Origin of the sequence: Enterobacter sp. BNK-13 (assembly GCF_048685015.1) — a bacterium.
In the GTDB taxonomy this organism is placed as follows: Bacteria; Pseudomonadota; Gammaproteobacteria; order Enterobacterales; family Enterobacteriaceae; genus Enterobacter; species Enterobacter quasiroggenkampii.
Map to the genome: position 1 here is coordinate 1,764,167 of NZ_JBLQTP010000001.1, position 19,556 is coordinate 1,783,722.

General features: G+C 55.6%; 17 protein-coding genes. 8 read left to right on the forward strand and 9 right to left on the reverse strand.

Annotation, left to right across the window (positions count from 1 at the left end; all coding sequences use genetic code 11):
* Positions 1 to 17 precede the first annotated feature (17 nt).
* Both ynfE and ACMGGQ_RS08610 read right to left on the reverse strand, forming a co-directional pair.
* Positions 18 to 2,456: a selenate/tellurate reductase subunit YnfE gene (gene ynfE, locus ACMGGQ_RS08605; RefSeq protein ID WP_420289859.1), complete on the reverse strand. Its 2,439-nt coding sequence runs from the start codon at positions 2,454 to 2,456 to the stop codon at positions 18 to 20.
* Between the two features lie 131 nt (positions 2,457 to 2,587).
* A complete protein-coding gene (locus ACMGGQ_RS08610; protein WP_045910412.1) occupies positions 2,588 to 2,857 on the reverse strand; it encodes a DUF1161 domain-containing protein in 270 nt (89 codons plus the stop codon).
* Positions 2,858 to 2,961: 104 nt separating this feature from the next.
* On the opposite strand from ACMGGQ_RS08610, the gene ACMGGQ_RS08615 reads away from it, so the two are divergent.
* Positions 2,962 to 3,672, forward strand: a complete 711-nt coding sequence (locus ACMGGQ_RS08615; protein WP_072052294.1) for a YnfC family lipoprotein — start codon at positions 2,962 to 2,964, stop codon at positions 3,670 to 3,672.
* Between the two features lie 143 nt (positions 3,673 to 3,815).
* Here ACMGGQ_RS08615 and speG read toward each other — a convergent pair whose 3' ends face one another.
* Together speG and ACMGGQ_RS08625 are read right to left on the reverse strand one after the other, a co-directional pair.
* Positions 3,816 to 4,376, reverse strand: a complete 561-nt coding sequence (gene speG / locus ACMGGQ_RS08620; protein ID WP_048030664.1) for a spermidine N1-acetyltransferase — start codon at positions 4,374 to 4,376, stop codon at positions 3,816 to 3,818.
* Positions 4,376 to 4,714, reverse strand: a complete 339-nt coding sequence (locus tag ACMGGQ_RS08625) for a DUF1283 family protein (RefSeq protein ID WP_023335541.1) — start codon at positions 4,712 to 4,714, stop codon at positions 4,376 to 4,378. The genes speG and ACMGGQ_RS08625 overlap by 1 nt, the downstream gene beginning before the upstream one ends.
* A 152-nt stretch (positions 4,715 to 4,866) precedes the next feature.
* Between ACMGGQ_RS08625 and ACMGGQ_RS08630 the strand changes: the two genes are divergently transcribed.
* The 5 genes from ACMGGQ_RS08630 (at position 4,867) to ACMGGQ_RS08650 (ending at position 10,677) form a co-directional block, all read left to right on the forward strand.
* Complete coding sequence (locus ACMGGQ_RS08630; protein ID WP_024909097.1) at positions 4,867 to 5,193, forward strand: YnfA family protein; 327 nt, start codon at positions 4,867 to 4,869, stop codon at positions 5,191 to 5,193.
* A gap of 110 nt (positions 5,194 to 5,303) precedes the next feature.
* Complete coding sequence (gene manD / locus ACMGGQ_RS08635) at positions 5,304 to 6,518, forward strand: D-mannonate dehydratase ManD (protein ID WP_023292552.1); 1,215 nt, start codon at positions 5,304 to 5,306, stop codon at positions 6,516 to 6,518.
* A 14-nt stretch (positions 6,519 to 6,532) separates the two neighbouring features.
* The gene (locus ACMGGQ_RS08640) at positions 6,533 to 7,552 is read left to right on the forward strand and encodes a Zn-dependent oxidoreductase (RefSeq protein ID WP_420289860.1); all 1,020 of its coding nucleotides are present in this window, start codon (positions 6,533 to 6,535) and stop codon (positions 7,550 to 7,552) included.
* Positions 7,553 to 7,625: 73 nt separating this feature from the next.
* Complete coding sequence (locus tag ACMGGQ_RS08645) at positions 7,626 to 8,993, forward strand: MFS transporter (protein WP_420289861.1); 1,368 nt, start codon at positions 7,626 to 7,628, stop codon at positions 8,991 to 8,993.
* Positions 8,994 to 9,213: 220 nt separating this feature from the next.
* A complete protein-coding gene (locus ACMGGQ_RS08650) occupies positions 9,214 to 10,677 on the forward strand; it encodes a mannitol dehydrogenase family protein (protein ID WP_420289862.1) in 1,464 nt (487 codons plus the stop codon).
* 43 nt (positions 10,678 to 10,720) lie between these two features.
* Here the strand turns inward: ACMGGQ_RS08650 and ydfZ are convergent, their stop codons facing one another.
* The gene (ydfZ, locus tag ACMGGQ_RS08655; protein WP_014883679.1) at positions 10,721 to 10,924 is read right to left on the reverse strand and encodes a putative selenium delivery protein YdfZ; all 204 of its coding nucleotides are present in this window, start codon (positions 10,922 to 10,924) and stop codon (positions 10,721 to 10,723) included.
* A gap of 287 nt (positions 10,925 to 11,211) precedes the next feature.
* On the opposite strand from ydfZ, the gene ACMGGQ_RS08660 reads away from it, so the two are divergent.
* Complete coding sequence (locus ACMGGQ_RS08660) at positions 11,212 to 11,643, forward strand: universal stress protein (RefSeq protein ID WP_024909093.1); 432 nt, start codon at positions 11,212 to 11,214, stop codon at positions 11,641 to 11,643.
* A gap of 35 nt (positions 11,644 to 11,678) precedes the next feature.
* Here the strand turns inward: ACMGGQ_RS08660 and ACMGGQ_RS08665 are convergent, their stop codons facing one another.
* Both ACMGGQ_RS08665 and ydfG read right to left on the reverse strand, forming a co-directional pair.
* Positions 11,679 to 12,365: a GntR family transcriptional regulator gene (locus tag ACMGGQ_RS08665; RefSeq protein WP_008502405.1), complete on the reverse strand. Its 687-nt coding sequence runs from the start codon at positions 12,363 to 12,365 to the stop codon at positions 11,679 to 11,681.
* A 91-nt stretch (positions 12,366 to 12,456) separates the two neighbouring features.
* Entirely contained in the window at positions 12,457 to 13,203 is a 747-nt protein-coding gene (ydfG, locus tag ACMGGQ_RS08670) for a bifunctional NADP-dependent 3-hydroxy acid dehydrogenase/3-hydroxypropionate dehydrogenase YdfG (RefSeq protein ID WP_023292548.1), read from the reverse strand.
* Between the two features lie 142 nt (positions 13,204 to 13,345).
* Here ydfG and dcp point away from each other — a divergent pair, with 142 nt between their 5' ends.
* Positions 13,346 to 15,379 (forward strand): peptidyl-dipeptidase Dcp, encoded by a 2,034-nt coding sequence (dcp, locus tag ACMGGQ_RS08675; protein ID WP_420289863.1) that lies wholly within the window; start codon positions 13,346 to 13,348, stop codon positions 15,377 to 15,379.
* A 65-nt stretch (positions 15,380 to 15,444) separates the two neighbouring features.
* Here the strand turns inward: dcp and ACMGGQ_RS08680 are convergent, their stop codons facing one another.
* Both ACMGGQ_RS08680 and ACMGGQ_RS08685 read right to left on the reverse strand, forming a co-directional pair.
* Positions 15,445 to 15,966 (reverse strand): LuxR C-terminal-related transcriptional regulator, encoded by a 522-nt coding sequence (locus tag ACMGGQ_RS08680; protein WP_353145578.1) that lies wholly within the window; start codon positions 15,964 to 15,966, stop codon positions 15,445 to 15,447.
* Positions 15,967 to 16,027: 61 nt separating this feature from the next.
* On the reverse strand, positions 16,028 to 19,549 hold the full coding sequence (locus tag ACMGGQ_RS08685; RefSeq protein ID WP_420289864.1) for an autotransporter outer membrane beta-barrel domain-containing protein: 3,522 nt from the start codon (positions 19,547 to 19,549) through the stop codon (positions 16,028 to 16,030).
* Between the last annotated feature and the right edge of the window lie 7 nt (positions 19,550 to 19,556).

A 19,556-nucleotide genomic window follows, 5' to 3' on the forward strand; every position in this document is an offset into this window, starting at 1 on the left:
GCCACGCCATTCACTTGCTACACCTTCTCGATCTGCACAAGATTGGTGTGCTGCGGGTTGCCTTTTGCCAGCGGTGAAGGGCGGTGCGTGGTCAGGGTGTTGATGCATGAGCCGTGATCGATGCGATCGCCAATCATATTGGCGTCGTGCCAGGCACCCTGGCCCATAGCGCTCACGCCGGGCATGATGCGCGGCGTCACTTTTGCTTCAATTCGTACCTCGCCGCGTTCGTTAAAGACGCGCACCGTATCGCCGTTCTTAATGCCGCGTTTTTCAGCATCGACAGGATTAAGCCAGACCTCCTGGCGACAGGCGGCTTTCAGCACGTCTACATTACCGTAGCTCGAGTGGGTACGGGCCTTAAAGTGGAAACCAAACAGCTGCAGCGGGAACTGTGCGCGCTCGGGCGCATCCCAGCCGTCGAAGGTTGATGCGTAGACGGGCAGCGGACTGATGGTCTCATCTTTTTCCAGCTCCCAGGTGGCCGCAATCTCCGCCAGCTTGCTGGAGTATATTTCAATCTTACCCGATGGCGTTTTCAGCGGGTTGGCTTCCGGATTTTCGCGGAATTTTTTATAGGCTACAAAATGGCCGTTCGGATCTTTACGCTTGTAAATGCCCATTTTTTTTAGCTCGTCATAGGACGGCAGATGAGGGTCTTTTTCGAGCATTTTGGCATACAGATACTGCAGCCACTGTTCCTGCGTCCGTCCTTCGGTGAATTTCTGATGGATATCCGGCCCGAGGCGTTTCGCCACTTCGCTCATGATCCAGTAGATGGGCTTGCGTTCAAATTTCGGCGCGGTCACGGGTTGAAGGAATATCAGGTAGCCCATGTTACCCGCATAATCGTTAGGAATGATGTCTTCCTGTTCGACGGTCATCAGGTCTGGCAACACGATATCGGCATACTTCGCTGACGACGTCATGAAGTTATCGATGACCACAATCATCTCGCACTTGCTTTCATCCTGCAGGATATCGTGGGTTTTATTGATATCGGAGTGCTGGTTGATGAGGGTATTGCCCGCGTAGTTCCAGATGAACTTAATCGGCACGTCCAGCTTATCCTTGCCGCGCACGCCGTCGCGCAGGGCGGTCATCTCCGGGCCGCGGGTGATAGCGTCCGTCCAGCTGAAGCAGGAAATTTGCGTTTTGACCGGGTTATCCGGCAGCGGCATACGTTCGATGGTGATGGTGTAGGTGGACTCACGCGCGCCGCTGTTCCCGCCGTTGATCCCTACGTTTCCGGTGAGGATCGGCAGCATCGCGATGGCGCGGGACGTCAGCTCGCCGTTTGCCTGGCGCTGTGGTCCCCAGCCCTGACAGATGTAGGCCGGCTTCGCGGAGCCGATTTCGCGGGCAAGCTTAACAATGCGATCGGCGGGAATACCGGTGATGCGGGAGGCCCACTCCGGCGTTTTCGCCGTGTTGTCATCGCCCTGGCCGAGAATATACGCTTTGTAGTGACCGTTAGCGGGCGCGCCTTCCGGCAGCGTTTTTTCGTCATAGCCGACGCAGTATTTGTCGAGGAACGGCTGGTCGACCAGGTTTTCGTCGATTAACACCCAGGCAATACCCGCTACCAGCGCGGCATCGGTACCCGGACGGATTGGGATCCACTCATCTTCACGTCCGGCTGCCGTGTCGGTGTAGCGCGGATCGATAACAATCATGCGCGCGTTGGACCGCTCGCGAGCCTGTTCCAGATAGTACGTAATCCCGCCGCCGCTCATGCGCGTTTCTGCCGGGTTATTGCCGAACATGACCACCAGTTTGGTGTTTTCGATGTCCGAGGTGCTGTTGCCGTCGTTACTGCCGTAGGTGTAGGGCATCGCGCAGGCAATTTGCGCCGTGCTGTAGGTACCGTAGTGGCTCAGGAAACCGCCGTAGCAGTTCATCAGACGCGCCACCAGCGAAGCGTAAGGGGAGGAGCGGGTGATATTGCCCCCGACAATCCCGGAGGAGTAGTTGATATACACCGCTTCGTTGCCGTAGTCGGCCACCACGTCTTTCAGGCTGGCGGCGATCGTGTCGAGCGCTTCATCCCAGGTGATGCGTTCGAACTTACCTTCGCCGCGTTTGCCCACGCGCTTCATCGGGTAGTTCAGACGGTCAGGGTGATTGATGCGACGGCGAATTGAACGTCCGCGCAGGCAGGCGCGCACCTGGTGATCGCCATACACATCCTCACCAGTGTTGTCCGTTTCGACCCAGTACACTTCGTTGTCACGCACGTGCAGACGCAGCGCACAGCGGCTGCCGCAGTTGACCGAGCAGGCGCCCCACACCACGGTATCTTCAGGCGGCTGGACGGCGTGCTTCACCGCCGCGGCGGCGCTTTTTAAACCAAAAGGCAGCGAGATCCCACCAGCGGCAAGCGCCAGAGAACCTATCGCCGTAGATTTCACGAGAGTTCGACGGCTAATTCCGCCGTGATGTTCAATATCGGACATGGCTCACCCCATCATTATAATTGCGTATTATTTTTCCCGAAATGATATCCGGACTAATGATGGGGTGAGTGTTACTTATTTGGGGGTATTAAATCTTAATCCTCATCAAATCAAAGGGGATTGAGGGTCAATTACTGAGCTTCAGCTGCCGCACCACTGCCTGTGCGGGTGTATAAAATTTTGAAGGTGTCGTTGGCGCAGTGGCCCACCACCTGCGTGCCCGCCTGGTCGGCCTGGTCGTTCGGCACAATGCTCAGCGTAAACCCTGATTCAGGCACGCCGTTGTTGATAATCTTCTGCTGAATGTCGCTTTTCACGCGCTCGCAGGAATCCGGTGCCGCCAGCGCGGCTGTTGAGGCACTCATTAACACTAGGGCGGTAATCCAGGGTAACCGTTTCATCTGTAGCTCCTTTTCTCTGTGTAGAGATTAATTTTAGCAGGCTTCGTGTAAACAACTGTATTTGCTAATATGATTGGGAATAATCTCCCTGTACGGTAATAAATGTGAAGAAATACGCAGCGATAACGCTACTGGCAGCAACACTGATGGGGTGCGACAACAGCTCCGCGCCGCTGTCGTTTACGCCCGAGATGGCGAGTTTTTCAAACGAGTTTGATTTTGATCCGCTGCGCGGACCGGTCAAAGACTTTACCCAGACGCTGTTCAACGAAAAGGGCGAAGTGTCCAAACGGGTCACCGGCACCGTCTCGACGGAAGGGTGTTTCGATACGCTGGAGCTGCACGACCTGGAGGCCAACACCGGCGTGGCGCTGGTGCTGGATGCCAATTACTATCTTGACGCAGAAACCCAGCAGCGCAAAGTGAAGCTGCAGGGGAAATGCCAGCTGGCCGAACTGCCGTCAGCCGGGGTGACGTGGGATACCGACGACAACGGTTTTGTGGTGGCGGCGCACGGCAAAGAGATGGAAGTGAAGTATCGCTACGACGCGGATGGCTACCCACTGGGCAAAACCACCGTCTCCGGGGATCAGCATCTGTCCGTCCAGTCGACGCCGTCTAAAGATCTTCGCAAAAGAATGGATTACTCGGCAGTGAGCATGTTGAATGATAAGCCGCTGGGCAACGTGAAGCAGAGCTGCGATTACGACCGCCACAATAACCCGGTGAGCTGCGATCTGACGATCACGGACGACAGCGTCAAACCCGCCGTTGAGCGCAAGTACACCATCAAGAACACGATTGAATATTACTGAGAGTAACGTGCATTTTGTACGTTTCGCCCGGCGGCGCTACGCTTGCACGGGCCTACAATGAAGCACCCTGTAGGCCGGGTAAGCACAGCGCCACCCGGCAAGAAAGACAGCGCAATGGTTCATGACAAGGTTTGTCATCAATCTCACTGCGCGGTAGGTTTCAGCAGGCTGGCGCCTGACGGTTTGTGTCCGGCCAGGTGCTGATGCTGGAAAATGCACATGCGGATGGTGTTGCGGTATTCACCGTTAATAAAGAACTCGTGAATCAGCTCGCCTTCCACCATAAAGCCCAGCTTGCGATAGATATGGATCGCTTTCTCGTTCTCTTTGTCCACAATCAGGTAAAGCTTGTAGAGATTCAGAACGTTGAATCCGTAATCCATTGCCAGCTTAGCCGCCCGTGACGCAAGGCCTTTTCCCTGATGCTCAGGGGAGATGATGATCTGAAACTCCGCCCGGCGGTGAACGTGGTTGATTTCAACCAGCTCCACAAGACCCGCTTTTTCACCTTCACACTCCACCACAAAACGACGTTCACTCTGATCGTGAATGTGCTTATCGTAGAGATCGGACAGCTCGACAAACGCCTCGTAAGGCTCTTCGAACCAGTAGCGCATCACGCTGGCATTATTGTCGAGCTGGTGGACAAAGCGCAGGTCCTCACGCTCCAGCGGACGGAGTTTAACGTCGCAGGACACCGACATTATGGGGCTACCGTGCGGCCAGTGCGGCGATCCAGGCAGCGCAGGGTGTTAGGCTCCCAGTAGGCATTGACGTTTGCACTTTGCTGACACTTATCGCGCGCGTCAAAAGCGACATCTTCTTTGTCCCACTCTTTTTCAGCACGTTTGTTGACCTTCTGACGAAGGTTACGGGTGTCATTCCATTGTTCTTTGTCCATGGCGGCGTTCTGACGGCTTTGCGCGCTGTCACCAGACTCAATAATGAGCTTGCTGGTTTCCGCTGTCGCAGAGGCGGCAAAGGCGAACGATGACAGCGCCAGCAGGGCTGTCAGACAAAGGCGTTTGCTTAATGTGGTCATAGCGTTTCCTTTTAAATGGGTGCAGATAATCAAGTTACCCCGTACAGATTCTACACTAAAGCGAAATGACGGCATACCCGCGGAGCAAGTATGGAAAAGTAAAGGGCATCATCAGGTATGATGGTTAAATAAATCCTCACCTGACGTGAAAAATGCTTAAAACGACGCTGCTTTTTTTTGCCACCGCGCTATGCGAAATCATCGGTTGCTTCCTGCCCTGGCTCTGGCTGAAGAAGGGAGGAACCGTACTGTTGCTTATCCCGGCAAGCGTCGCGCTGGCCCTGTTTGTCTGGCTGTTAACGCTGCATCCGGCGGCCAGTGGGCGCGTTTACGCGGCTTACGGTGGCGTCTATGTCTGCACGGCGCTGCTGTGGTTACGCGTGGTGGACGGCATCAAACTCAGCGCATACGACTGGGCCGGGGCGCTGATTGCCCTGTGCGGTATGCTGATTATTGTGGCGGGATGGGGGCGCGCGTGAGCCCCGGGTTTTGTGATCGTTAGCTGATTTTATGATCATTATACTTGTATGGTAGTAGGGTTGGTGGGTAAATTTCCAGCATCACAACGAACGATGTAAGGAAAGGAATTATGAAGATTGTCGCGGCTGACGTGTTTGTTACCTGCCCGGGGCGGAACTTTGTCACCCTTAAAATCACCACCGATGAGGGGATTGTCGGTCTCGGTGACGCTACGCTAAACGGACGCGAGCTCTCCGTGGCCTCTTACCTGAAGGATCACCTTTGCCCCCAGCTGATTGGCCGCGATGCGCACCGCATCGAAGACATCTGGCAGTTCTTTTATAAAGGCGCCTACTGGCGTCGTGGTCCGGTTACCATGTCGGCCATCTCCGCCGTGGATATGGCGCTGTGGGATATCAAAGCCAAAGCGGCCAACATGCCGCTCTACCAGTTGCTGGGCGGCGCCTCCCGGGAAGGGGTGATGGTCTACTGCCATACTACCGGCCACACCATTGACGACGTGCTGGAAGATTACGCCCGTCATAAAGAGATGGGCTTCAAGGCGATCCGCGTACAGTGCGGCGTGCCGGGCATGAAAACCACCTACGGCATGGCCAAAGGAAAGGGCCTGGCCTATGAGCCTGCGACCAAAGGCGACTGGCCGGAAGAGCAGCTCTGGTCTACCGAAAAATACCTCGATTTCACGCCGAAGCTGTTCGACGCGGTGCGCAGTAAATTCGGCTTCAATGAGCACCTCCTGCACGACATGCACCACCGCCTGACGCCAATTGAAGCGGCGCGCTTCGGCAAGAGCATCGAAGCATTCCGCATGTTCTGGATGGAGGATCCAACGCCTGCGGAAAACCAGGCCTGCTTCCGCCTGATCCGCCAGCACACCGTCACCCCCATTGCGGTAGGCGAAGTGTTTAACAGCATCTGGGACTGCAAGCAGCTTATCGAAGAGCAGCTTATCGACTATATCCGCACCACCATTACCCACGCGGGCGGCATTACCGGGATGCGTCGCATCGCTGATTTTGCCTCGCTCTATCAGGTGCGTACCGGTTCACACGGTCCGTCGGATCTGTCGCCCGTTTGTCATGCCGCCGCGCTGCATTTCGACCTGTGGGTGCCGAACTTTGGCGTGCAGGAATACATGGGCTACTCCGAACAGATGCTGGAAGTCTTCCCGCACAGCTGGCGCTTTGATAACGGCTATATGCATCCGGGCGATAAGCCGGGGCTGGGCATTGAGTTTGATGAAAAGCTGGCGGCGAAATACCCCTACGATCCGGCCTATCTGCCGGTGGCCCGCCTTGAAGACGGCACGCTGTGGAACTGGTAAGCGAGGAGCGAACGATGAAAAGCGTAGTGATTCAGCAGCTAAACCAACTGGTGATTGAAGAGCGGCCACACCCGGAACCAGGCGCAGGCGAAGTCCGCGTGAAAATCACGCTGGCAGGTATCTGCGGGTCGGACAGCCACATCTATCGCGGGCATAACCCGTTTGCGAAATACCCACGCACGATCGGCCACGAGTTCTTTGGCGTGATTGACGCCACAGGCGAAGGGGTTGACGCTGCCCGCCTGGGCCAGCGCGTCGCGGTTGACCCGGTGATCAGTTGCGGACAATGCTACCCGTGCTCCGTGGGAAAACCGAACGTCTGCACCTCGCTGGTCGTGCTGGGGGTGCACCGTGATGGCGGCTTCAGTGAATATGCGGCAGTGCCTGCTCAAAATGCCTGGGCCATTCCGGATGACATTCCCGATCGACACGCCGTCATGGTTGAGCCCTTTACCATCGCCGCCAACGTAACGGGGCAGGTGAAACCGACGGAACAGGACGTCGCGCTGATTTACGGCGCTGGCCCGATGGGACTGGTCACCGTGCAGGCGCTGAAAGGCGTCTATAAGGTGAAGCAGGTTATCGTGGTTGACCGCATAGACGAGCGCCTGGCGATGGCGCGGCGCAGCGGCGCGGATTGGGTCTTTAATAACGGCGAGCAGTCGCTGCAGGCCGCGCTGGAGGAAAAAGGCATCAAACCGACGTTAATCATTGATGCCGCCTGCCATCCATCTATTTTGCAGGAAGCGATAACCCTGGCCTCGCCAGCGGCGCGCATCGTGCTGATGGGCTTTTCCAGCGAGCCGAGCCAGATTGTTCAGCAGGGCATTACCGGCAAAGAGTTGGCGATCTTCTCCTCGCGCCTGAATGCCAACAAATTCCCGGTCGTCATCGACTGGCTGAAGAGGGGGCTGATCGATCCGGAAAAACTGATCACCCATACTTTTGACTATCACTACGTAACAGACGCCATCGAACTGTTTGAGAAAGATCAGCGGCAGTGCTGCAAAGTCTTACTCACGTTCGGCCAATAATCATTTACGCGATTAAGAGCCTGCGCAGACAGGCTCTATGTGGTTCGCATTTTACCTTTCAGAGATAGCCATCATGACACAAGTACAACCGCAACGATCCACCGCCGATCTGGTGAAAGCCGCCGTTTCCGGCTGGCTTGGCACCGCTCTGGAGTTCATGGATTTTCAGCTTTACTCGCTGGGGGCCGCCCTGGTCTTCCATGAGATCTTCTTCCCCGAACAGTCTGCCGCGATGGCGCTGATCCTGGCGATGGGGACCTACGGCGCAGGCTATATTGCGCGCATCGTCGGGGCCTTTATCTTCGGCAGAATGGGCGACAGCATTGGCCGTAAGAAGGTGCTGTTTATCACCATCACTATGATGGGGATCTGCACCACGCTGATTGGCGTCCTGCCGACCTACGCGCAGATCGGGATTTTTGCCCCGGTTCTGCTGGTGACGCTGCGCATTATTCAGGGTCTGGGCGCCGGGGCTGAGATCTCCGGGGCGGGGACCATGCTGGCGGAGTACGCGCCGAAAGGAAAACGCGGCATCATCTCCTCGCTGGTGGCGATGGGCACGAACTGCGGGACGCTGAGCGCAACGGCGATCTGGGCCATCATGTTCTTTGCCCTTGACCGTGAACAGCTGCTCGCCTGGGGCTGGCGCGTGCCTTTCCTCGCCAGCGTCGTGGTGATGATCTTTGCCATCTGGCTGCGTATGAATCTCAAGGAGAGCCCGGTCTTTGAGAAAGTGAACGATGCACAAACTGTGCAACCGGACACGTCGCTCGGTTCCATGGTGAAAAGCAAATCCTTCTGGCTGGCGACTGGCCTGCGTTTCGGCCAGGCGGGCAACTCGGGGCTGATCCAGACCTTCCTCGCGGGCTATCTGGTCCAGACGCTGCTGTTCGATAAGGCCATCCCTACCGATGCGCTGATGATCAGCTCCATTCTCGGGTTTATCTCCATCCCGCTGCTGGGCTGGCTTTCCGATAAAGTGGGGCGCCGTCTGCCGTACATTATTCTCAATATCTCCGCCATTCTGCTCGCGTACCCAATGCTGTCGATCATCGTCGATAAGAGCTATGCGCCGGGGGCGATCATGCTCTCTATCATCGTTATCCATAACTTCGCCGTTCTGGGGCTCTTCGCGCTGGAAAATATCACCATGGCGGAGATGTTTGGCTCGCGAAATCGCTTTACGCGTATGGCCATCTCCAAAGAGGCGGGTGGTCTGGTGGCGGTGGGTTTTGGTCCGGTGCTGGCAGGGATCTTCTGCAATATGACCGGCTCCTGGTGGCCGATTGTTGCCATGCTGGTGGCCTATTCCGTGATTGGACTGGTCTCGGCGATCCTGATGCCGGAAGTGCGCGACCGTGATTTGAGCGCGGTGCATGACGCAGCTGAGTCTGCGCCAAAAGAGACGGTCGGTTACGGCGCTGTCTCCTCGCGACGCTAGTGGTTTATAGCTTGCGTGACTTATCACACAACTTTGTTTTTATGTCACACCACATGACCAAAAGTTAATATAAATCAAAATCTCAAACGGCAGTATCAGTATGGTTGATGGCAGTTATTTTTTTACCCCAACTGCCATTCTAGTTGGTGTAGTCAGCAGGCGCTGCCGCTTCAGAAAAAGCGGCAGCGATCCACAGCTTTCTAATTAACGAGTCTTAATCATGGAAAATACCTTATTACAGGCCAATGCGACGCTGCCTCAGTACGATCGCGACAGCCTTAAAGCTCGCATCGTTCATTTAGGCTTTGGCGCATTTCACCGGGCGCATCAGGCAGTGTATGCCGATATCCTCGCCGCTGAGCACGGCAGCGACTGGGGCTACTGTGAGGTTAACCTGATTGGCGGTGAGCAGCAGATTGCCGATCTGAACGCGCAGGATAACCTCTATACCGTGGCGGAAATGTCTGCCGATGCGTGGACCTCCCGCGTAGTTGGCGTGGTCAAAAAGGCCCTTCATGCGCAGGTTGACGGGCTGGAGACGGTGCTGGCGGCGATGTGTGACCCGCAGGTTGCGATTGTCTCTCTGACCATCACCGAGAAAGGGTACTGCCACTCGCCGGCGACCGGGCAACTGATGCTCGATCATCCGTTTATCGTCGCCGACCTGCAAAACCCGCACCAGCCAAAATCTGCGCCGGGTGTCGTCGTGGAAGCGCTGGCGCGTCGCAAAGCGGCGGGTCTGCCGGCGTTTAGCGTGATGTCCTGCGACAACATGCCGGAGAACGGTCACGTGATGCGCAATGTCATCTGCGCGTACGCCCGTGCGGTAGACGGTGAGCTGGCGGATTGGATCGAATCCCACGTCACCTTCCCGTCAACCATGGTGGATCGCATCGTGCCTGCGGTCACCCCCGACACGCTGGATAAAATTGAACGGCTGACCGGCGTGCGCGATCCGGCGGCGGTGGCCTGTGAACCGTTCCGCCAGTGGGTAATCGAAGATAACTTTGTGGCGGGCCGTCCTGCGTGGGAAAAAGCCGGTGCTGAACTGGTGTCGGACGTGATCCCGTTTGAAGAGATGAAGCTGCGCATGCTTAACGGCAGCCACTCATTTCTGGCCTACCTGGGCTATCTGGCGGGCTACCAGCATATCAACGACTGTATGGAAGATGAACATTACCGCATCGCCGCGCACGCGCTGATGCTCAACGAGCAGGCGCCTACGCTGAAGGTCAAAGGCGTCGATTTAGGACGCTATGCCGATCTCCTGATTGCCCGCTACAGTAACCCGGCCCTGCGCCATCGGACCTGGCAAATTGCGATGGACGGCAGCCAGAAGCTTCCGCAGCGCATGCTGGATTCCGTGCGCTGGCACCTGGTGCATCAGAAGCCTTTCCCGCTGCTGGCGCTTGGCGTGGCAGGGTGGATGCGCTATGTCGGCGGCGTGGACGAGCAGGGTAATGCGATTGACGTGAGCGATCCGCAGCTGGCAGTGATTCAGGCGGCGGTTAAAGGCAGTGCGGAAGGGGAAAACCGGGTCAAGGCGCTGCTCGGCATCGAGGCCATCTTCGGCAAGGAATTACCGCGTGAAGCCGTCTTTGTTGATGCGGTGATGAAGGCGTACCAGACGCTGCTGCAAAAGGGTGCGAAAGCGACCGTGGCTCAGTACGTGTCTCAACGGTAATTCAGCACATGCCGCCGTTCGCGGCGGCATGTCTGCGCACCGTTTAGTGCATACCCAGGCGAATCAGCTCAATCGGTTCGAACTTACCTTCGCATCCTTCCACTTCAACCGTTTTGCTGCGGCGCACCTGCGCGGCATCCAGCCCGTCGCTGTGGATCGCTTTAATCACGCCAGTTTTGCCCGTGCCGCTAATCATGACGCGGCTGCCGGTGGTGATTGCATTGCGGTTACGGTCGTATGTCATCATGGTATTTTCTCCTCTCTAACCTTTTCGTTACGGCGTTATTTCAGGGTTGCCGTTCACGGAGCATATAAATACGCCTGTCTGCATCACATGTTTTTGTTTTTGATCAAACTCACACTTTTTTCTTTATTGTGCCGGGCGCTGACGGTTCACGACAGCAATTGACAAAGCAGAGCGTTATTTTCATTTATTGATAGTTTCAGAAGGGAAGCGTTGAGGGTTGGTTTATATTCCCGGTGCCATTCTGGGTACAGGAAATAACCCTTTCATCGGAATAAGGAGTCAGGCTTATGTATAAGAAGATTTTGATGCCTGTTGATGTGTTTGAAATGGATTTGAGCGACAAAGCGGTTCGCCACGCGGCAAACCTTGCGAAGGCGGAAGGCGCCTCGATTACCCTGGTCAACATTCTGCCGGCCAGCAGCCGATCCCTGCTGCGCGGATTTAATGCCGATATTAAAAAGTTCGAAGAGTATATGACCGAGGAATCCGGTAAGAAAATGAACGCGTTAAAAAGACTGTTCGATATCTCGCCGGAGAAAATTGACAGCCTGGTGCGCTTTGGCAACGTCCGCGATGAAATTATCAGGCTGAGCAAGGAGGGGGAATATGACGTGATTGTCATCGGGTCGAAAAATCCGGGCATCACCACCCATCTGCTGGGATCAAATGCGGAATCTATCCTCCGCTACGCCACAATTCCGGTGTTAGTCGTTCGCTAAACCCATCGCCGCGTCCGAAAGGGGGCGGCGTAATATTACTCTTCGCTAAACCACTCGCTATTTTCCTGACGAATCAGCTGCACGGATTCGCTAATTTCCTGCAGATGCAGCGTCATCGCTTTTTCCACGCCGTCCGGGTCGCGTTTTTCCAGCGCGCTGAAAATATCGTGATGCTGTCGGAGCAGCATTTCCGGCGGGGAGACGTGATCGAGACTCATATAACGCACGCGGTCGATGGTGGCCTTGATGTTTTCGATGGTGTCCCAGGCAAGCTGGCAATCCGCAATCTGCGCCAGTTTCTGGTGGAATTCATCATCAAGCTGGAAGAAATCATTCAGCTGCTTGCGGTCAATCGCAATCCGCTGCTGATGCAGGTTTTGCTCCAGCAGGTAACACTGCTTGTCGTTGATGAGCGTTGCAGCACGGCGCGCCACCGCGCATTCAATGGCCTGGCGAACAAAACAGCCGTTGCGTACCTGAGAGAGGGAGATTTTGTTCACGTAGCTGCCGCGCTGCGGGCGGATCTGAATCAGACCGTTTTCCGCAAGCTTAATAAACGCTTCACGCACCGGCTGACGGGAAACGTCAAAACGCACTGACACCTCTTTTTCAGAAAGCGGCGTTCCCGGTGGGATCAGGCAATGGACAATATCACGTCGCAAAATGCGATAGATTTGCTGGTTTACGGGCTGGGTGGGATTGAGTTGCGATTCAGCGGCCATGAGTTGTCATTTCTCAGAGAGTTAGCCTGAACATACTACCATTCTTTTATAACCCGAAACAGACCCGGCCCGCAGGCCGGGAAGGGCAGCGTTAGCCACGATGGACGCTAAGTCCGGCAAAACTCTGGCTGACCGGCATCATTTCTACGGTATTGATGTTGACGTGTTTTGGCAGCGTCGCCACCCACCAGACCGTTTCGGTGACATCTTCCGGCGTCAGGGCGTTCGCGTTTTCATAGGTTTTGTCTGCTTTCGCGTCATCGCCTTTGAAACGCACGTTGGAAAACTCGGTGCCACCCACCAGGCCCGGCTCGATGTCGGTGACGCGAATGGCGGTGCCGTGCAGATCGGTCCGCAGGTTAAGGCTGAACTGGCGCACAAACGCTTTCGTCGCCCCGTAGACGTTACCGCCTGCATAGGGCCAGCTTCCGGCGGTGGAGCCGATATTGATAATGTGGCCACGATTGCGCTCAACCATGCCCGGCAGCACCGCGCGGGTCATATAGACCAGCCCTTTGTTGTTGGTGTCGATCATGTTTTCCCAGTCTTCCACGCTGGCTTTGTGGGCAGGCTCCATGCCCAGCGCCAGACCGGCATTGTTGACCAGCACGTCGATGGCGCGCCATTCTGCTGGCAGATTCGCAATCATCTCTTCGATCGCCGCGCGATTACGCACGTCCAGCTGCGCGGTCAGAATGCTGTCGCCTAGTTCGTCCTTCAGCTCCTGCAGACGTTCCTGACGGCGGCCGGTCGCGATAACCTTGTGCCCGTTGGCGACGAAGCGACGCGTGATGCTTTCACCAAAACCTGCCGTTGCCCCGGTAACTAAAATAATCATCTCACTGTTCCTCAACGCTTTTTGTGTTGTACTAACATAGCACGGCCGCAGAGGGTGCGTTAAGGCAACATTTGTATGACAGCGTTGCAGGGGAAGGCGGCCTGGCCTACTCTGGGAGGATACCCGTACTCAGGAGCGAAAGATGACGGCCACGAATCCCTTTTTTAACATCAGCCTGCTGCCTTACCAGGCCCCCCATTTTGATGAGATCAACGACAGTCACTATCGTCCGGCCTTCGATGAAGCCCTTCGCCAGAAGCGGGTGGACATTGACGCGATTGTCGCTCAGGCCGCTGCGCCTGACTTTGCTAACACCGTGCTGGCGCTGGAGAAAAGCGGCGCTTTGCTCGCGCGCGTCAGCAGCGTGTTCTTCGCCATGACTTCCGCGCACACCAATCCGTATTTACAGGAGCTGGAGGAACAGTTCTCCACCGAGCTTGCCGCGCTGGCAAACGATATCTGGCTGAATGACGTGCTGTTTGCCCGCGTGGAGAGCGTCTGGCAGGACCGTGCCGCGCTGGACGCCGAATCCCGTCGTCTGGTCGAAGAGACGTATCAGCGGTTTATTCTGGCCGGCGCGCGTCTGAATGAGACAGAAAAGGCCGAGCTGAAGGCGTTGAATACTGAGGCGGCCTCCCTGACCAGCCAGTTTAACCAGCGTCTGCTGGCGGCCGATAAAACGGGTGGGCTGGTGGTGGATTACGCGCACCAGCTTGACGGGCTCAGCGCCGGTGAGATTGCTGATGCGGCGCAGGCTGCCGCGGAGCGAGGGCTAAACGATCGCTGGCTGATCCCGCTTTTGAACACCACCCAGCAGCCCGCGCTTTCCGCGCTGCGCAATCGTCAGACGCGCGAAAACCTCTTCAACGCAGGCTGGACGCGTACCCAGAAAGGGGATGAAAACGATACTCGCGCGCTGATCCTGCGTCTGACGGCGCTACGTGCGCGACAGGCCCGTCTGCTGGGCTTTGAGGATTACGCCAGCTGGAGCATCGCCGATCAGATGGCGAAAACCCCGGCCGCCGCGCTGGAATTTATGCGCGGCATTGTGCCTGCCGCTCGCGCCCGCGCGGAACGCGAGCAGGCGGATATTCAGAACGTTATCAACGATGAGCAGGGCGGTTTCACCGTGGAGGCCTGGGACTGGGCCTTTTATGCGGAGCGCGTGCGCCAGGCAAAATATGCCCTCGATGAGTCGCAGATCAGGCCCTACTTTGCGCTCAATACCGTGCTGCAGGATGGCGTATTCTGGGCAGCCAGCCAGCTGTTTGGCATTCGCTTCGTCGAACGCTTCGATATCCCGGTGTATCACCCGGACGTCCGCGTATGGGAAATTTTCGACCACACTGGTGAGGGCATGGCACTGTTTTACGGTGACTTCTTTGCCCGTGATTCCAAACAGGGCGGGGCATGGATGGGGAATTTCGTCGAGCAATCCTTCGAGTTTGCTGCCCGTCCGGTGATCTACAACGTCTGTAACTATCAAAAACCGGCGAATGGCGGTGTCGCGCTTCTCTCCTGGGATGACGTGATAACCCTGTTCCACGAGTTTGGCCATACGCTGCACGGTCTCTTTGCCAGCCAGCGGTTCGCCACGCTTTCCGGCACCAATACGCCGCGTGATTTTGTTGAGTTCCCGTCGCAAATCAACGAGCACTGGGCCAGCCATCCACAGGTGTTTACCCATTATGCGCGCCATTACGAAACCGGTGAGCCGATGCCGGACGCGCTGCGGGAAAGCATGCTCAACGCGACCCATTTCAATAAGGGTTATGACATGACCGAGCTGCTGGCTGCCGCGCTGCTGGACATGAACTGGCATGGCATCGGCGAGGCCGTTTCGAGCGTGGAGGATTTTGAAGCGGCTGCGTTGAAAAAAGAGGGGCTGGATCTGCCTGCCGTGCCGCCGCGCTACCGTAGCAGCTATTTTGCCCATATCTTCGGCGGCGGCTACGCGGCGGGGTATTACGCCTACCTGTGGACGCAGATGCTCGCTGACGACGGCTATCAGTGGTTTGTCGAGCAGGGCGGCCTGACCCGTGAAAACGGGCAAAAATTCCGCGAGGCGATTTTGTCGCGCGGCAATAGTACTGATTTAGCTGAACTGTATCGCAACTGGCGCGGGCACGATCCAAAGATTGAGCCGATGCTGGAGAATCGTGGGTTGAGCGCGTAAAACCGCCGGTAGCAAATAACAGAACCGGGCTTCGCGCCCGGTTTTTATTGTTTTTCCCGCAACGACTATTCGAATTCAGAATGAATAAATTGCCTGACCTGAAGTATCGAATTCAGGTTAAGTTTTTGCCCAATATTATTGGTGTAGGTATAGACAGTCTTGGGGGACAGGTAAATTTTTCTTGCAGCAGCAACCGTGTCATCAGTATCCAGCAGGGCGAAAAGTGTCTTTTTCTCCTGTTCTGAAAGCATGCTCAGACTTCTGCAGCGTGCGATGTGGTTCAACGCATATTCTGATGAATACGTCCGACCGCCCGTAAGCTGCTTTCGAAAGTCCATAAAGCACGATTTCCTGTAGATTGTCACAAGCGGTTCGAGAACTCTTGAACTGACATCCTTGCCACCGATGAAGATCATTTCATGCTTTTCAGTGAGTTTCTTTCTTTTCAGAAGGTTGAAAATGGCGCCCAGGCTTCTGAATGATTCAATATCTACGACGCAAACCTTTCTGCTGGGGGACGCTTGCTGAAGGATGACAGACAGCGCTTTATTCAAAAAAACATCTTTCGTCAAAATCATGTGGGGCATAAACATAACCTGAACATCTCAGAACAAAGTGAAAAGGGGCCGAAAGGCCCCTGCGGTAACATCAGAATCCGATACGGATACCTGCCACACCCTGAATCGGTGTTTCGATTTGGCTGCCCTGACGATAATTAGCCTCACCGTACAAGGTTACGTCTTTACTAACGTTAACCGATGCACCCAGACCGTACTTACCTGATGTGCCTTTGACGTTGTTGTCAAAGCGATTGCGCTCATTGATCGTGACTTCGTTTGAGTTAGCAAACTCTTGCACCACCGCAGCTGACAGATAAGGTTTGAACTCAGTCGAACCCAGACTGAACTTACCGGAAAGCTTCGCACCGGCTTCACCCGTAACAGAACGTGGAGTGCCCGTGTTGCCTTTCATGCCGTTACTGAGTTTCACATCCTCACTGGTCATCTGAACAAACGCCAGGCGTCCATAAGGCGTGATGCTTACGTCATCTTTGAGATCGAGCTGATAGCCGCCTTCGACTGCTGTGCTAAGCGCATATTGTTTCCAGTCTCCGCTGGTCTTACCGCCGTTGGTCATGACTGCACTCAGTTTGTTGTTGAGGCGGTTACCCTTAACTACGCCGTCAACATAGAATCCGCTGGCATCGAACCAGGTTGCATACAGGCCAAGGCCGTAGCTGTCGATTTTGCTCTTGCCGCCGCGGGCATGTTTCACTTTGTTATCGCTAAAGGACATGAACGCGCCAGTGACGAGGCTGCCTCGGTCAAAGTCAGTACGGGTATCAGCACCGATTTCCATACCGTTCTGGTTCAGGGTGTAGGCTGCGCCGTTGCTGGTATCAATGTTGGTTTTGCCGCCGAGGTAATGACCCCAGACGTTGCTTTCCGGTCCGGTTTTATCCAGAGTAGCGCGATACGTGCGCAGTCCATCTAGCTCGGAATGGACGACGTTCAGACCTGCATTGGACATGGACAGAATGGCATCAGTTGCAGGTGTGGTCATTGGCTTCTTACCGCCATTTCCGTTACCTCCTGCGTTGCCGTTGTCACCACTGCCCGGATTTTCGCCGCCCGGGTTCTCACCGCCCGGGTTCTCACCGCCCGGGTTTTCACCGCCCGGGTTTTCACCGCCCGGGTTCTCACCGCCACTCCCCATGGCACCCAGATACCATACGTTACCGCCGGTGAGGCCGTCCTTATCCTGCTGGCTGTACAGGGTGTACATATACGTGCCGCCATCCACGAATCGGGTGCTTCGCCCGGATGCCGTGACCATTTCAAAGTCAATGTCACCGCCTTTCTCGTGGATGAGGTTCAGCGTCAGGTCAGTGTGGTCTGATATCTCCTTACCGGAGTCAGCCACAGCAATACCAAACTGGCCTGTGCCCTGTTCGATAGTGACGAAGTTGCCTTTACGGTCTGCGAGAGAGGTGTTCAGGAGGAAGTTCCCGGTGCCGCTCAGCTCCGTAATCGTCAGCTTCGCGAATTCACCGTCGCTGTTGCGCAGGAATTTGACGTTGCCGCCGACCATGGTGAGCTTACCAACCTGAGCCGTGTCCGGGCCGGATATGGCATCGGAAAGGTCGTTAACAGAAAGGGTACCTCCCTGGATGTTTACGTCCGTTGCGAGAGAGCCGGCATTCATCAGCAGTTCGCCACCGACGTTTACTCTGGTTTCGCCGTCGGCCACTGCTCCGGCCCACAGCCACGACTGGCCGCCATCAATGGTGGTATCAGTGATTGTGCCGAAGACCTTCTGTTGGCCATCACTTTCGATGGTAGTAGAGGTGGCTTTGCCTCCAGCGGAGACATACTGAGCACCGCCGCTGCTGATTATGGTCTGATTAGCCTCACCTGTGACCTCCTGCTCACCACCACTTTTTATCGTAGTATAGGTGGCCAGGCCACCAGCATGGACGTACTGACTGCCACCATTGTTGATGGTTGTAGAGGTGGTAGTGCCGAAGACGCGCTGCAGACCATTACTGTTGATGGTAGTAAAAATGGTTGCACCGCCACTTCCTAAGGTCTGCAAGCCCCCACTATTGATGCCGACACTGGTGACCGTTCCGCCCTCCCAGATAATCTGTGAGCCACCATTCATTGTGACATCTGTAGCACTACCGCCACTGCTGACGTACTGAACACCACCGCTGTTGATTATTGTAGAGGTAGCCGTACCGCCATTGGAGACATACTGATAACCATCACCGTTAATTATCGTAGAGGTGACTAAACCGCCATCAATGAACTGAGCACCACCGCTGTTGATAGTAGTGGCGGTGGCAGTGCCACCCGTGGAGATATACTGCTGACCCTTCGTCATGATGGTGGTGAAGGTTGCTGAACCGCCACTGGAAACATACTGTCGACCACTACTGTTAATGGTGCTGGAGGTGGCCAGGCCACCACTAGAAATTAGCTGAAAACCACCGCTGTTAAGGGTGGTGTCAGTGGCCAGACCACTACTGTATACGTGCTGCTCTCCGGCACTGTTGATGGTGGTGAAGATGGCAGAGCCACCACTGGAAATATACTGTTGACCACCGCTGTTGATGGTTGTGGTGGTTGCTGCGCCGCCAGCAGTGAGTCGCTGTTCGCCACCTCTGTTGATGGTCGTAGAGGTGGCTGTTCCTCCATCGGAGATACGCTGCGTGCCGCCGTTAATAATAGTGGTGGTTGCCGTGCCGGAGACGAACTGTACACCTCCGTTGATAGTGGTGGAGATGGCCTTACCGAAGACATCCTGTTCACCGTCGTTGATAGTGGTTAAAGTGGCCTCACCATAGACGTTCTGAAAACCACCATCTATGGTCGTGGCGGTCGCCGATCCGCCTGCGCTGATGAACTGTATTCCCATTGAATTGATGGTAGTAGAGGTTGCCGAGCCAAGTCCGTCTACGTTTTGTCGACCGCTATTTATTATTGTTTCGAAGGCTGTGCCGCCAATGAGGACGTTCTGAACGCCAGCACTATTGATGGTAGTAGAGGTTGCCGAACCACCACTGGAGACATACTGATAACCACCACTATTTATAGTCGTAGAGGTTGCTGAGCCGCCACTGGAGACGTGCTGATTACCCCCGCTGAGAGTAGTAATGGTGGCAGTACCGCCATTAAAGATGGTCTGCGTGCCACGGTTGTTGATGATAGTCGAATAGGACCAGCCTCCATCATAGACGTTCTGGTTGCCGCTGTTGTTGATGGTGGTGACATTGGTCATACCGCCGCTAGAGACGCGCTGAGAGCCGCCGCTGTTGATGATGGTGGCAGTCGAAAAACCGCCACTGGAGACGAGCTGAGAGCCACCAGTGTTGATGGTAGTGGCAGAGGTATAACCGCCACTGGTGATGAACTGACTACCACCGCTGTTAATGGTGGTAGAGTTGGCCGTATCGCCTGCATGAATACCCTGTATACCCGTTACCGTCTCACCTACATAATTCGCAGCCATGACCGATCCGGAAGGCAGTAATATAGCCCCCAGCAGCAGCGCCAGTGCGCTTTTCTTCGGCGTCAACTTCGGACGACCGGACCCGGTCGCAAGTTCAGAAGTTACCACCCACTGCTGGCGCGACTCGCACCAGACCGTGGTATATATCTTGTTCATATTTACG